10 protein-coding genes and 1 riboswitch are annotated in these 13,060 nt (G+C 60.8%); of the genes, 3 read left to right on the forward strand and 7 right to left on the reverse strand.

Translation table 11 applies throughout. The features are described 5' to 3' along the window. Nucleotides 1-127: 127 nt before the first annotated feature. Nucleotides 128-2,113, reverse strand: coding sequence for a transketolase (tkt, locus tag ASH01S_RS10555; RefSeq protein WP_067927641.1), 1,986 nt, complete (start codon nucleotides 2,111-2,113; stop codon nucleotides 128-130). A 189-nt stretch (nucleotides 2,114-2,302) separates the two neighbouring features. Here tkt and ASH01S_RS10560 point away from each other — a divergent pair, with 189 nt between their 5' ends. Continuing rightward, entirely contained in the window at nucleotides 2,303-3,355 is a 1,053-nt protein-coding gene (locus ASH01S_RS10560; protein WP_067927643.1) for a cytochrome d ubiquinol oxidase subunit II, read from the forward strand. A 112-nt stretch (nucleotides 3,356-3,467) separates the two neighbouring features. On the opposite strand, the gene ASH01S_RS10565 is transcribed toward ASH01S_RS10560, so the two are convergent. The 6 genes from ASH01S_RS10565 to ASH01S_RS10590 form a co-directional block, all read right to left on the reverse strand. After that, nucleotides 3,468-6,068 carry an ATP-binding cassette domain-containing protein gene (locus ASH01S_RS10565; protein ID WP_067927646.1) on the reverse strand — a complete coding sequence of 867 codons (2,601 nt, stop codon included), beginning with the start codon at nucleotides 6,066-6,068 and terminating at the stop codon, nucleotides 3,468-3,470. Continuing rightward, nucleotides 6,065-6,631, reverse strand: a complete 567-nt coding sequence (locus tag ASH01S_RS10570) for an ECF transporter S component (protein ID WP_067927657.1) — start codon at nucleotides 6,629-6,631, stop codon at nucleotides 6,065-6,067. Before ASH01S_RS10570 ends, ASH01S_RS10565 begins: the two co-directional genes overlap by 4 nt. 136 nt (nucleotides 6,632-6,767) lie before the next feature. Then, nucleotides 6,768-6,869, reverse strand: a riboswitch (TPP riboswitch). A gap of 68 nt (nucleotides 6,870-6,937) precedes the next feature. After that, nucleotides 6,938-7,729 carry an ABC transporter permease gene (locus tag ASH01S_RS10575; protein ID WP_067927660.1) on the reverse strand — a complete coding sequence of 264 codons (792 nt, stop codon included), beginning with the start codon at nucleotides 7,727-7,729 and terminating at the stop codon, nucleotides 6,938-6,940. Beyond that, on the reverse strand, nucleotides 7,726-8,682 hold the full coding sequence (locus tag ASH01S_RS10580; protein WP_067927663.1) for an ABC transporter ATP-binding protein: 957 nt from the start codon (nucleotides 8,680-8,682) through the stop codon (nucleotides 7,726-7,728). Before ASH01S_RS10580 ends, ASH01S_RS10575 begins: the two co-directional genes overlap by 4 nt. Before the next feature lie 93 nt (nucleotides 8,683-8,775). Next, nucleotides 8,776-9,945, reverse strand: coding sequence for a sensor histidine kinase (locus tag ASH01S_RS10585; protein WP_067927666.1), 1,170 nt, complete (start codon nucleotides 9,943-9,945; stop codon nucleotides 8,776-8,778). Further along, a complete protein-coding gene (locus tag ASH01S_RS10590; RefSeq protein WP_067927669.1) occupies nucleotides 9,942-10,616 on the reverse strand; it encodes a response regulator transcription factor in 675 nt (224 codons plus the stop codon). Before ASH01S_RS10590 ends, ASH01S_RS10585 begins: the two co-directional genes overlap by 4 nt. A 157-nt stretch (nucleotides 10,617-10,773) precedes the next feature. Here ASH01S_RS10590 and ASH01S_RS10595 point away from each other — a divergent pair, with 157 nt between their 5' ends. Both ASH01S_RS10595 and ASH01S_RS10600 read left to right on the forward strand, forming a co-directional pair. Further along, the gene (locus ASH01S_RS10595; RefSeq protein ID WP_067927673.1) at nucleotides 10,774-11,424 is read left to right on the forward strand and encodes a TetR/AcrR family transcriptional regulator; all 651 of its coding nucleotides are present in this window, start codon (nucleotides 10,774-10,776) and stop codon (nucleotides 11,422-11,424) included. Nucleotides 11,425-11,499: 75 nt separating this feature from the next. Next, nucleotides 11,500-13,008 carry a DHA2 family efflux MFS transporter permease subunit gene (locus ASH01S_RS10600; RefSeq protein WP_067927675.1) on the forward strand — a complete coding sequence of 503 codons (1,509 nt, stop codon included), beginning with the start codon at nucleotides 11,500-11,502 and terminating at the stop codon, nucleotides 13,006-13,008. Nucleotides 13,009-13,060 lie beyond the last annotated feature (52 nt).

Below are 13,060 nucleotides of genomic sequence, written 5' to 3' on the forward strand. Positions count from 1 at the left end.
ACCGTCGTGTCCACTATTTCATCCTAACACCATCCGATGATAGGACGCCTCTTTTGCGGACAAGGGGCTGCCCACCCGATGCTCCCGGCTAACAGCCCCTTATGCAATCCGGTTCTGAACAAGCCCCTCAGAGCAGTTCCTTCGCCAAGCTCACCACATGGTCCAACGTAAATCCGTACTTCTCAACCACCACGTCTCCAGGCGCCGAGGCACCAAACCGGTCGATGCCGAACACGATGCCTTCGCTGCCAACATACTTGTACCAAGGCATCGGGTGCGCCATCTCGACGGCCAACCGGCGCTTCACGCCACTGGGCAGCACGTGCTCGCGGTACGCCGCATCCTGACGGTCAAACACTTCCATCGAAGTCATGTTGACAACGCGCACCGCCACGCCCTCAGTCGCCAATTTCTTCGCGGCTTCCAGGACCAAGTGCGCTTCGGAGCCGCTGGCCAACAGGATCAACTGCGGGCTGCTGCCATGCTCATACAGGACGTAGCCGCCGCGGGCAAAATCGTCCGCGTGTTCCTTAACCTCGGGAAGAACCGGCAGCTTTTGCCGTGTCAGCGCCAAGGCCACCGGACCGTCACGGTGTTCGAGCGCATAGCGGAAGGCCAGAGCCGTTTCCGTTGCGTCGGCCGGGCGAAACACCGTGTAACCAGGAATCGCCCGTAGCGAAGCCAACTGCTCAATCGGCTCATGGGTGGGACCGTCCTCTCCAACGGCGATACTGTCGTGGGTAAACACGTGCAGGACCGGCTGCTTCATCAACGCCGCCAGGCGAATGGATGGGCGCAGGTAGTCGCAGAAGACAAGGAACGTTCCCGCGTACGGGACGACTCCACCATGCAGGGCGATGCCGTTGAGCGCTGCGCCCATGGCGTGCTCGCGCACGCCATAAAACACGTTCTTGCCGGCGTAGTCGGCGCGGCCGAAGTGAGCCTCGTTCTCAATCAAGGTCTTGTTGGAGCCGGACAAATCAGCCGATCCACCCAACAGCGTCGGCACGTGCGGCGCTACCGCGTTGACCACCTTGCCGAACGCGTCGCGGGTGGCCACGGCCCCGGAGAATGCGGGTAAGACGCTGTCCCAATCGACATTCACCCGCCCGTGCAGGGCGTCGACAAACTGCTGCGCCAGGTCGGGAAATTCGCGGCCGTACGCTTCAAAAGCCTCGTTCCACTCCGCCTCCAGACGGGCGCCCGTCTCCGCCAAGCGGGCGAAGTGTGCGCGCACTTCTGCGGGCACATGGAAATCCTCGTACTCCCAACCGTAAGTCCGCTTGGCCGCCAGGGCTTCCTCCTTCCCGAGCGGGCTCCCATGCACCTTGGCAGTTCCCTGCTTGTTGGGGGCACCGTAGCCAATCACCGTCTTGACCTCAATCAGGGTCGGCTTGTCCGTCGAGGTCTTCGCCTTGGCAATCGCCTGGGAAATCTCCTCCAGGTCATTGCCGTCTTCCACCCGCAGGACATTCCAGCCGCACGCCTGAAACCGCCCCTTGACATCCTCAGTGAACGACCAATGGGTCGGACCATCCAGGGAGATGTCGTTGGAATCATACAGGACAATCAGCTTGTTCAACCCGAGATGGCCGGCGAGCGAGACGGCCTCTGTCGCCACGCCCTCCATCAGATCTCCGTCTCCGCACAGCACGTATGTATAATGGTCAACCAGTTCCCGCCCAGGACGATTGAAGCGTGCGGCCAAGAAGCGTTCAGCCATCGCCATGCCCACCGCCATGGCGATTCCCTGGCCGAGCGGGCCCGTGGTCGCCTCCACACCCGGCGTGTGCCCATACTCCGGGTGGCCCGGAGTTTTTGATCCCCACTGACGGAATTGCTTCAGCTCCTCAATGCTCACGTCGTAACCGCTCAGGTGCAGCAAACTGTACAACAACATCGATCCGTGGCCGGCCGACAGGACAAACCGGTCCCGGTTAAACCACGCAGGATTGTTCGGATTGTGGCGCAGATAGCGGCTCCACAATACGTAGGCCATCGGTGCCGCGCCCATCGGCAGTCCGGGGTGCCCAGAATTCGCGGCTTCGATGGCATCAATGGAGAGGGTGCGGATTGTCTTGACCGAGAGCTCGTCTATCTCTGAAAATGCCACTTCTACATCCACTCCTTTGTTCGACTTGCCTGTACACCCTTTATATGATACCACGCGCTCGCCTTCGACACATCCATTCACAATCATGCCGCAGGCTGGTCACGAAAGCGTCAGCACTTGCACCGGCATTGACTGGCTCTGGCGCGTTCGGGGGAGTAGGCTTATACGTGTGGAAGGAGCAGCAGGACGATGACTTCAGCCTTTCTCATCATCCTTCTCATATGGGCGGGCGTATTTGCCTACGGCATTTTCGCCGCAATCGATTTTGGCGCCAGCATCTGGTACGCGTGGGCTTATTTTCGCCGGCGTCGGGAGGCGCTGTTCATTCTGCACTCCCAACTGGCATCATTCGGATGGACCGTAATCCACGTGTGCCTGATCTTCATTGTGGTTGGTGTGGTGGAGTTCTTTCCCGCCACGGCCATGCTTGTGGCGACCAATCTGATGTGGCCGGCGGCTGCAGCGCTGTCCTTGATGATGCTGCGCAGCCTCGTGCTGGTGATGCAAGCCGGCGCCGCCCGGCCGGGTGCAGCGTCGGCCGTCCTGCACGGGGTCAGCGGCCTCTTGGTGCCGCTACTCCTGGTTTCCATCCTACCCTTGTCCGAAGGCGGCTGGGTCCATGCTGTCAACGGGTTGCTCTATGTCAGGTCCCTGCCGTTTCTCCGCACGCCGCTGTTCTGGAGTTTTGCAGCCCTGTCCATCGGGAGTGTGCTATACCTGTCCGCCGTCCACTTGGCGGTCCTGGCGGCCGCCCTGCAGGCCCCACGGATGGAACGCCGGTTCAAGGTGCGGGCTGCCTGCGCCGTCCTCCCCACCTGGCTAGCGGCAGCGCTCACGCTGGTTCTGCTGCGTTTCTCTGCCCCGTTGCACTTCGCCCGGCTGCTCTCGGTGTGGCCCGCCCTGGCCGCAGCTAGTCTGTTCTTTCCCATCACTATCGGACTGCTCCATCACCGCTGCCACCGCCTTGCCCAGGTCAGCGCCGTGGTTCAATACCTGCTGGTGGTGGCCGCCTATGCTGTTACCCACCTGCCGTACTTGATCTACCCTTATCTGACGGTGAATAACTCGTTCGACCCCGTTTTTCGTCTGACCGACTCACTGTTCGACGCCGTGCAAACGGCCGTCATCGTCGCAGTTCCGGTCGTCTGGGCGCTGTATCAGACTGGTCGCCGGATGAGACGGCGAGGCTGGAGAAAACACCGACGCCCCGACAAGAAGGAACCCGATTCCAAGACAGGGTAGATCAACCAACGAGGACGCGGATCGCAACGAGCGGTCGAGAAATAGATACAGGTCAATCCGACAAGCGGATCGGCCCAGATACGAGCGCAGGCAAACGCAGCCGCCCCCGGGTTTATGGGCGCAGCAGCCAGAGCAAGGCCACGATGGCCAGATTCAAACCGACGGCATAGGCTCCGTCCCTCCAGGTGAGTGAAACCTGACGGTAATACGTCCGGCCGCCGGCCGTAGCCGCGACGTCGCCTTGAAAACCGCGCGCCTCCATGGCCAGTGCGGCCCGCTCCGCCATGCGCACCGCTTGACTCAACAGCGGCAATGCATAGACGGCCGGGCGCAGGAACCCGACCTTCGCGTCCCGTCCCCGCAACTGGCGAGCCTTGCGTAGCCGCGTCCACTCGTCCTGGAACAACGGCAGATAGCGAATCCCCGCCAACAGCCCGTACGCAAACTTGGGCGGGACGCGCAGGTTTTGGCAAAACGCCGCCATGGTCTCGGTCACATCGACCGAGGAGAGGACGTACACTCCGAGCCCCACCGCGGACAGCATGCGCAACGCCAGCACCAAACCGGACAAAAACCCCGGCCAACTCAGGTGGTACCAAAGAATTTGAAAGGTGGGCGTGCCCGGCGCCACCCGGGCGTAGGCGGTCTGGGTCCAGACGTACACGATATAGAAAGCCAGGAAAGGCGACATGCGCTTCACAACTTGGATGGGCGACAACCAGGCCAGGCCCATCATCAGTGCCAACACGAAGGCGAACAGGCCCAGCCCCTGCGGAATGGAACGCACCGCCATGGCCATGCAAACCGATACGACGCAGGTCAGCAGTTGCACGGCTGGATTGATGCGGGCGGCGAGCGGCTTACGCCTCCCCGCCCGCGCATTCGGCTCCTGAGCCGGCCGGCCGGCTGTGTCGCGGACGAGCTTGTCGGCGTGGTCGTCAACCACCAAGTGCCGAGTGCAAGCGCGCTGAGCACCCGCGTCGTGAGTAGATGTCTTGTCGCTAGCGGGCACCTCCATGTCCTGCTCCTGCAAGGAAAATTCGGTCAACGGCCTGAGGTCGTCCACCAGGTGAGCGCGGGTCATGATGTCCGGGCGTTGGAACAGGTCCTCAGGCGGGCCGCAGAACAGCACGCTGCCTTCGGCCAGCACGACCACCTGCGTGGCCCACGCCCGCACGAGCTCCATGTCGTGGGTGGTGATCACGATGGTCGCACCCTGTTGATTGAGTTCCCCGAGCCGACGCAGAAGAGCTGCCTGGGTCGCCGCGTCCTGGCCAAAGGTGGGTTCATCAAGCAGATACAAGCGATGGGGCTGGCGCAGCATCGTCGCCACGCTGAGCCGCCGCTTCTGGCCCTGGCTGAGCGAGAACGGGCTTTTCATTTCCGTTCCCGCGAGCCCGAACTCATCCAGCAGCGCCTTCACCGCCGCGGGGACATCCTCGCCCACCGCACGATTGGCCAGCTCGTCCGCGACGCGTTCGAAAATGAACTGGAACTCCGGATTCTGGAAACAGTAGGCTGCCGCTTCCACCAACTCCCGCCGCGACCAGGCCGGCAACGGGCGACCCAGCAAGTTCAATTCGCCCGCGTCCAACCTGACCATCCCCATCATGGCCTGCAGCAACGACGATTTGCCTGCCCCATTGGGTCCCACAATCGCCGTGAAACTTCCGCTTGGAATGGTGAAATTCACGCCATCCCAGACCACGCGGCCTGCATACGCCAAACGTCCGCCAGACACGGAGACGGCCGCCGGCGCCTGAGCTTGAGGCTGCCCATCACAAGATTGCCCATGCCGACGCTGGCGGTCGTTGGACCGGGCTGTCAGGGATGGCATCCAGTCCCCATCCGCCGGTCGGCCTCGGACAACATCGGTCGGCGTCGCGGCAGCGCGGCCGTCCATATCCGGCAGCGATTTCCAGGGCGGGACAATCCCCACCTGCTTCATCCACTCCCACTCCTCGGCCACCACCTGCCGCGTGGGACCGCTGCGATGAATGCGGCCGTCATGGCCCAACAAGACGACTCTGTCCATAAAGGGCAGCAGCGGATTAAACCGGTGTTCAATGACCAGCAGCGTCTGTCCCTGCTGGCGCATCCTCGCCAGTTCGATGAACACCTGGCGACTGGCGAGCGGATCGAGATTGGCCGTGGGTTCGTCGCAGATCATGACCAGGGGCCGCATCACGCGGGTGCAGGCCATGGCCAGCCTCTGTTTCATTCCCCCGGAAAAGTGCTGATGGGATTGGGACAGGTCCAATGGGAGCCCGCGTTCACGGAGTGCTGCGCGCACACGCTCCGGCATTTCGTCGCGGGGTACACGCAGGTTTTCCAGGCCAAAGGCCACCTCGTCTCCCACTTCGAGCATGCACAGCTGCGTCTCCGGATCTTGGAATACCATGCCGATGCCGCCGGGCTCCGACAGCCGCGGGTGACGCCAGACCCGGCCGGCAACCTCCGCCTCCACCGCGCCCGGCACCAGTCCGGCAATCAGCAGCGCCAAGGTGCTCTTGCCGCTGCCACTCGGCCCCAGGAACAGGACCGATTCGCCCTCGTGAAGATCAAAATGAACGTCGGACAGCACAGGGTCATCCGTTCCGGGATAGCGCAGCTGTACCCCCCGCAACGAAACCACAACATCGGGCGGTTGGTCTTCCACGGTGCCGCGCGGAGCTGCACAAACAGAGGTCGGCGCGGTCGCTTGCACACTCATGGCTGGCGGCGCACCTGCCGAGCAATCTCAAAGTTTTGCAGGGATCCAGTCCGGTGCAGCGCGTCCCCTATCCACTTCGGCAATGCGCCGCCCAGTACGGCGCCGCTCAACATCGTCACAATGACGAATCCGGCCAAAACGCCCGGTGCGTACGAGTTCGCGCCATACTGGAAGTAGGCCTGCACCGAGTACCCAAGCCCCGCCAGGGCGCCCGCGAGCATCATCACACCAAGATGATAACGGCGCCAGCGGAACATGGCGAAGCCGACCTCGGCGCCCAAGCCCTGCAGGACCCCGGACAGAACGGCGCTCAAGCTGTACGGGCTGCCGAACACAAACTCAAACAGGGCGCTCGCGATCTCCGACAAGAGCGCGGCCCCAGGACGTCGGATGATATATGGGACGAGTCCAGCCGCCAGCCACCACAGACCGTTGAACGCCGCCTGCAGAACCGGGTTCAAGCCGGTGGCCGCGACACCGTACAGCCAATCCCAGCCCATGTAAATGGCGCCGCAGACCGCAGACAAGACCACCGCCACAATGATGTCTCTGAGCTTCCACATGCCACACCCACTCCTTTACGTTGTCCATCATGCTCGGCGCAGGGCTTCGGCCGCCTGTAGGGTGCTGGCCACACACGTGCGACAACGAAAAACCACCTCGGCGCACGCACAGCGTGACCCAGAGGTGGTCGTCATCGTGATTTGCACGGCACTTCCTCACGCTGGCATTATCCAGATCGAGTCCCCAGGGTTAACGGTCTCCCGTTTCTCAGCCGAATCGGCACCCCTAGCGCCATCTATTCGATTTTGCTTTTAACTCTACCACTTTAACTCTACCACGCGCCTGCCGGCTTGTAAATCCAGCACTCAACGATTTGTCTCCGCGCGTACAAACAGCCATACCCCCAAGACCGAAAAGACGCAGAAGAACGCGATAACCACGGCCACATCCAAGGCCGGCGAGTAGAGAACAACGTTGTGGTACTGCGGCTCACCCCAGTAAAACACGGCGCGCGTCAGGTCCACCACGTACGTCATCGGCATGATGTGGGCCAACCACGCCAACACGCCGCTGGAGTGATTGACCGGGATCATCGCGCCGGAGAGAAACATCTGCGGAAACACGACCATCGGCGTGCCAATTTGGGCCGTCTTTTGGTCGTGTACCACGCCCACCAATAAGGTGCCAAGCGCGCCTCCGGACAGACAGATGAGCGGAGAGAGCACGAGCAACCGCACAAAGCTCCAGCCGCCGAGCGATATCCCGAGAACGAGCGCGATGAGGATGAGCCCCGCCAGCTGAAACAGGCTTGTGCAGCTGGAACCCAAAATCTTGCCAAAAATGATGGCGTACCGGGAGATGGGCGCCACGTACATCTCCTGGGTAAAGTCGTTCTGGCGGTCTTCCACCAGATTCATGATTCCCGCAATGGTAACCTGGAACAAGGTGTTGACCGCCATCCCAATGAGCATAAACTGCAGGTAGTTGTAGCCGAGTCCGGCACCCATGTTCTGGGCGATGGTCTCGCCCATGAGCCCGACAAAAATGAGCGGAAAGGCAAGGCTGAACACCAAGGACCCCACGCTTTTGAGCGACTTGACCACATCCCGGGCGGCAATCGCCACCGCCGCGTTGACCTCGCTTGACACCGCCGTCATACCCCATCACCTCCGGCTGTACCGCCCGTGACCAAGCGAATGTAGGCCTCCTCCAACGTCGCATCGACCACCTTCAGCTTCGTCAGGCGCGTCTGCAGACGGCAGAGGATGGACTGCGGCGTCTCCTCGCTGTAGCGGACCTGAAACCCCTCTGACTCTTCAACAAAGCTCAACCCGAGCGCCGACAACTCCCGCTTCAGCGCCGCCCGGTCGGCAGCATCCACAACCATGCTCCGGTCAAGCAACCTGTGTTTCAATTCCACCGGCGTCCCCATCATCTCGATGCGTCCATGGTTGACAATGCATACGGTATCGGCCGTTTCGGCTTCGTCCAGGTAGTGCGTGGTCAGGAACACGGTCATCTCCTCGCGATCACGAATCTCGCGCAGGTACTGCCAGAGCGAATGGCGGCTGACCGCGTCCAAGCCCGAGGTGGGCTCGTCCAGAAACAGCACCCGCGGCCTGTGCATGAGGCTGCGTATAATCTCGAGCTTCCGCTTCATGCCGCCAGAAAAGGTTTTCAGACGCTTGAACAGGTGATCGCCCAGTCCGACCATCTCCGCCAACTCGCTGACGCGCCGACGATACTCCGCCGGCATCAGGCGGTACCATGGACGATATGGATAGAGCCCGTAGAGGCATGCGTGCAAGCGGATGTTTTCCTCGGCCGACAGGGTGAGATCGAGACTCGGATTCTGAAAAATGATGCCGATGTTTTGGCGGACTCGCTTTGCCTCCGTGTCCAGGTCGTACCCGGCTATCCGCACCTGACCGCTGGTCTTGGCCAGCGTGGTGGTGAGAATCGAAATGGTGGTCGTCTTGCCGGCTCCATTGGGGCCGAGCAGGGCGAAGAACTCCCCTGGCTGGACCTGAAAGCTGATGCCTTTGACCGCCGGCTGCTTGGCCTTGCGGTATTGCTTGACCAGGTCCTCCACAGCAATCAACGGTTCCATACAGATCCTCCTGCACACTGATTCCACCCGGACCCGCAGGGTGGGCACGCGACCAGCATACGGAAGGTGTATGAACAAAAGATGAACAAACGTTCAACCACCGGCCCCAGACTGCGCCGATTCTGCCTGCGGCAGGCGGACGGTAAAGGTGGTCCCCGCTCCCAGCCGCGACTGAACAGTGATTTGCCCTTTGTGGATGGACAGAATCTTGTTCACAATCGCCAGCCCCAGGCCGCCGCCGGACTTCTGGGCGCTGCGCGACTTGTCCGCCTTGAAAAACCGTTCAAAGATGCGTGGCAGGTCCTCCTCGGCGATGCCGATGCCGGTGTCGGTGATGCGCATCTCCGCCCAATCGCCGTCCCTTTGCAGGGAAATGTCAATCCGTCCGTTCTCTCCCGTGAATTTGATGGCGTTGGCCAGCAGGTTCATCCACACCTGGCTGAGCAGGTCCTCATCCGCCGTAATATAGGTGGGCGGCAGCGACACATCCACCGCAATCTGCTTTTTGAGCCACAGCGGCTCGCACGTCAAAACCACGCTGCGGATTTGCTTATCAAGACGGTACCGCTGCGGATGGAACGAGTGCTGCCCCGACTCCAGCATCGTCAGTTTCAGGAGATTGTCCGACAGCCGCGACAAGCGCCGGCTTTCCGCTTCGATGATATCCAGGTAGTGGCGTCGCTGCGACGGGGGCAGGCGGTCGTCCTTGAGCGCCTGCACAAACCCGGTTATGGAGGTCAGGGGCGACTGGATTTCGTGCGATACATTCGAGATGAACTCCTGGCGCACCTCCTCCAATTGGGCGAGTTCCTCCGCCATCGTGTTGACGCTGTGGACGAGCTGCCGAAACGGGTGGTTGCGCCCGCCCGGCTCTGTGACCAGCTCGACGTCCACGCGCACGTTGAAATCCCCTTTCGCCATCCGGCGCATCGCGTCAAGCAGCGATTGAAAGAACAGGCGCTGCTTCGACGCCTGACGACGGCCCATGACCAGGCCGCCCCCCACGAACAAGACAATCCCCACCCCCACCATGGTCATGTGCACCACGTACCCGCTTGCACGATAATGAAGCCAGCGATAGCCGTACTGGGTGACAAAGAAGGCGAGCGAGAACGCGGCAAACGCCCACGCCAACACCAATGCGATGTATAACACGACAATCAGGGCACTGGGAGAATAACGCGACCCGCCTTCGTGAGCTGCGCCGCGCCTTCCGGCTGGCCAACGCGGCCGCACGCGCAGCCTATGCCCTTCACGGCTCATGTCCCCACCTCCAGCCGGTAGCCTAGGCCACGGACGGTCTTGATGCAAAAGCCGCTGGCCTCGTCCGGAAACTTGTCGCGCAGGCGTTTGATGTGGACATCCACCGTCCGTTCGTCGCCGGCAAAGTCGTAGCCCCAGATGTCTTCAATCAGTTGCTCCCGTGACAGGGTCCTGCCCGCGTGGCTGGCCAGTTTGAACAGGAGCTCGAACTCCTTGGGGGGCAGAGAAATCTCCTCACCGCCCAGGGACACTTGTCGGGTGCGTTCGTCGAGCAGCAGATTCCCCACCTGGACGGTGTGCTCGGTGGCAATCTGGTAGCGACGCAGCAACGCCCTGACGCGGGCCACCAGCTCCAGCGGCTCGAACGGCTTGACCACGTAATCGTCCGCCCCCAGCTGCAGTCCCTTCACCTTGTCCACCGTCTGGCCTTTGGCCGTCAACATCAACAACGGCACCTGGCTGACCGCGCGCACCTGCCGGCAAAACGCGAATCCGTCCAAGCGCGGCATCATCACATCCAAGACCACCAGATCCACCCTGGTCGCCTCCAGCACCCGAAGCGCCTGTTCCCCGTCGCCGGCTTCGCACACCGTGAAGCCGTCCCGCTCCAGGTAATGGCAGACCAGCTCGCGAATGTGCGGATCGTCATCAACAACTAAAATCCGCGCCATGACTCGCCCCCCTCCAGGTATAGGATAGCGCGACGAGACAAACCGTGCACGACAGCGTCCAGGGTGTATGGACGAGCACAAGCCAACAAGAAAGGATATGGATCAAACCGTGTAGAAACGAGCCGTGGGTTGATTTCCAACGGTCATTGGGTTATCGTTGACTTATCGTTCAGTCAAAGAGGTGGTCCTTATCCCGCGCACCGAGAAAGTCAATCAACAGATTCGCGATGAGAGAAAGGAACAAATTCTCGCGGCGGCTGCGGAAGTATTCGCTCGGAACGGATATGTCGGAACGCGAATCGATGACATCGCCTCTGCAGCCGGAATCAGCAAGGGTCTGATCTACCACTACTTTGGGGGTAAAGAAGAGATATTCAACACCCTTATCGAGGGTGCCACACACGGGACGATTCGTCTCTACCAGCAAGCTTTCGGGCTGCCGGGCGCCGCCGTCGAGCGGCTGCGATGGTTGATTGAACAGGTGGTCACCGGTTTGGTCGAGCAGCCGCACATGTTCATGGTGGTTCTTCAGGCGTTTGTGAGTGACGCTGTGCCACAGGAAGCGCGTGACCTTGTCTCGACGGTGGCCGCCAAGACCGGGTCCATCGTCACCCAATTCATCGCTGAGGGACAGAAAAACGGGGAGATTGTTCAAGGAGATCCGGAACACCTGGCGTTCCTGTTGGGTTCATGCATCCAAGGATTGGCCGTCGCGGAGACGATGTCCACACCCATGCCGTCTCTGTCTACCGCCGACAGCCTTATACGATTGTTTACGCAATCCACGTCACTCGAATCCGGTGACTAGTCGACTTTTTCTGTTCAATTTTTGACCGTACAGTCAGTCAATCATTGAGATCCACAGTGGCAAGGAGAGGGATGAATGAACCTAACCCAAACCGCTGACACCCACGGCGCCGAGACCGAACGCCTTGGCGTCTTGGTCCAGATAGGGCTGTTAGCAGGTCCCTTTATGTCCATGATTGACAGCAGTGTCGTAAATGTCGCTCTGCCAGACATGGCAATAGCCCTGGACAGTTCCCTGGCGACAGTCCAGTGGGTCGCGAGCGCTTACCTGCTGGCATTGGGTATGTCGCTCACGGGTACGGTATACTTGGCCAAACGGTTCGGCACGAAGCCAGTTTATCTTGTGAGTTTGATTGGATTTACGGTGTCTTCCGTGCTCTGTGCACTCGCGCCAAGCGCAGGGACGCTGATTGCTGATCGCGTGATGCAAGGTGTCTTTGGTGCGCCACTCGTACCCTTGGCGATGAACATGCTATTAGGCAAGGGAAAAGCAGGGAAACAGATATCCGCTGCTGCTGGAATGATTCTGTTCCTGGCGCCCGCGGTAGGGCCCTCTCTCGGCGGCGTTCTCATCCGCTGGGCAGGCTGGTCCACAATCTTCTTAGTCAATGTTCCCGTTGGCATTCTGGCAGTCCTTGGGGCGACACGTCTGCCTGCTATGGTGGCGCATCAGGAAACCGGCGAGGCACACTTCGATACATTCGGATTCGTTTTACTCTCGTTCGGATTGGCAGGACTTTCCTACGGCGCCTCCAAAGGACCTCAGTCCGGATGGTTCTCCTGGTCTGTATGGCCTTACTGGACTGCTGGAGTCGTGCTGTTGGCTATCTATGCAGCGTGGGCTCTTCGTCGTGAAAATCCGATTGTTGACATGACACTCCTCCGGAAACCCCAACAGATTCTTGCGCTGGCGCTGGCAGCACTCGTTTCGGTTGTGACTTTCGCGGTTGTCTTACTGGTGCCGACGTTCATGCAGGAGATTCAAGGCAAATCCGAAGTGGCGGCGGGAGTGACGCTGCTGCCGCAAGGACTCATCACCGGCATTGGCGCCGTGTTGGGCAATCAATTGCCGTCAAAGTGGGGGGTGCGTCGAACCGTCGTTGTGGGGATGGTCCTCCTCACCATGAGCACGGTGGGGCTTCTGGCGGTAACGGCGACCTCTCCCGCCTCGCTCACGGCGATGATTCTTTGCGGTCGCGGATTTCGCCATCGGGATGGTCATCCAACCACTCCTCAATGGATTAATCGGGTCACTCCCCGAGTCCAAGGTTGCGGACGGCAATACTTTGTTCAACGTTGTAGAGCGCATCAGTGGAACGCTCGGGATCGCTCTCTTGGTAACGTTCTTTCAGGTACGGGAGCACGTGCGCATGCAGCCGGTGACCGCAAGTCTGAGCGTTGCGGGCAACCTGGTAAACCCAAGCGCTCCCGTCGTAGCGCGGCGGTTCCCCGTTTCCGCACAACAGCACCTGGCGAACGCGGCGACATCTGGGTTTCACGATGTGATCTGGCTCGTTGCGGGTATGAGTGCTTTGGGAATCGCGATGGCCCTCATGATCAAAAACGAGTCAGCCTTGACACATGAGGGGAGTTCACACATTCGCAGGCGTGGAGCGGCAGTCCCTTCCTCGGACGTT

Source organism: Alicyclobacillus shizuokensis NBRC 103103 (genome assembly GCF_001552255.1).
Taxonomy (GTDB): domain Bacteria; phylum Bacillota; class Bacilli; order Alicyclobacillales; family Alicyclobacillaceae; genus Alicyclobacillus_G; species Alicyclobacillus_G shizuokensis.

Excerpts from the sequence above, each read along its gene's own strand:
- ASH01S_RS10560 (WP_067927643.1), top strand. The coding sequence starts at position 2,303 with ATGACTTCAGCCTTTCTCATCATCCTTCTCATATGGGCGGGCGTATTT.
- ASH01S_RS10565 (WP_067927646.1), bottom strand. The coding sequence starts at position 6,068 with ATGAGTGTGCAAGCGACCGCGCCGACCTCTGTTTGTGCAGCTCCGCGC.
- ASH01S_RS10570 (WP_067927657.1), bottom strand. The coding sequence starts at position 6,631 with ATGTGGAAGCTCAGAGACATCATTGTGGCGGTGGTCTTGTCTGCGGTC.
- ASH01S_RS10575 (WP_067927660.1), bottom strand. The coding sequence starts at position 7,729 with ATGACGGCGGTGTCAAGCGAGGTCAACGCGGCGGTGGCGATTGCCGCC.
- ASH01S_RS10580 (WP_067927663.1), bottom strand. The coding sequence starts at position 8,682 with ATGGAACCGTTGATTGCTGTGGAGGACCTGGTCAAGCAATACCGCAAG.
- ASH01S_RS10585 (WP_067927666.1), bottom strand. The coding sequence starts at position 9,945 with ATGAGCCGTGAAGGGCATAGGCTGCGCGTGCGGCCGCGTTGGCCAGCC.
- ASH01S_RS10590 (WP_067927669.1), bottom strand. The coding sequence starts at position 10,616 with ATGGCGCGGATTTTAGTTGTTGATGACGATCCGCACATTCGCGAGCTG.
- ASH01S_RS10600 (WP_067927675.1), top strand. The coding sequence starts at position 11,500 with ATGAACCTAACCCAAACCGCTGACACCCACGGCGCCGAGACCGAACGC.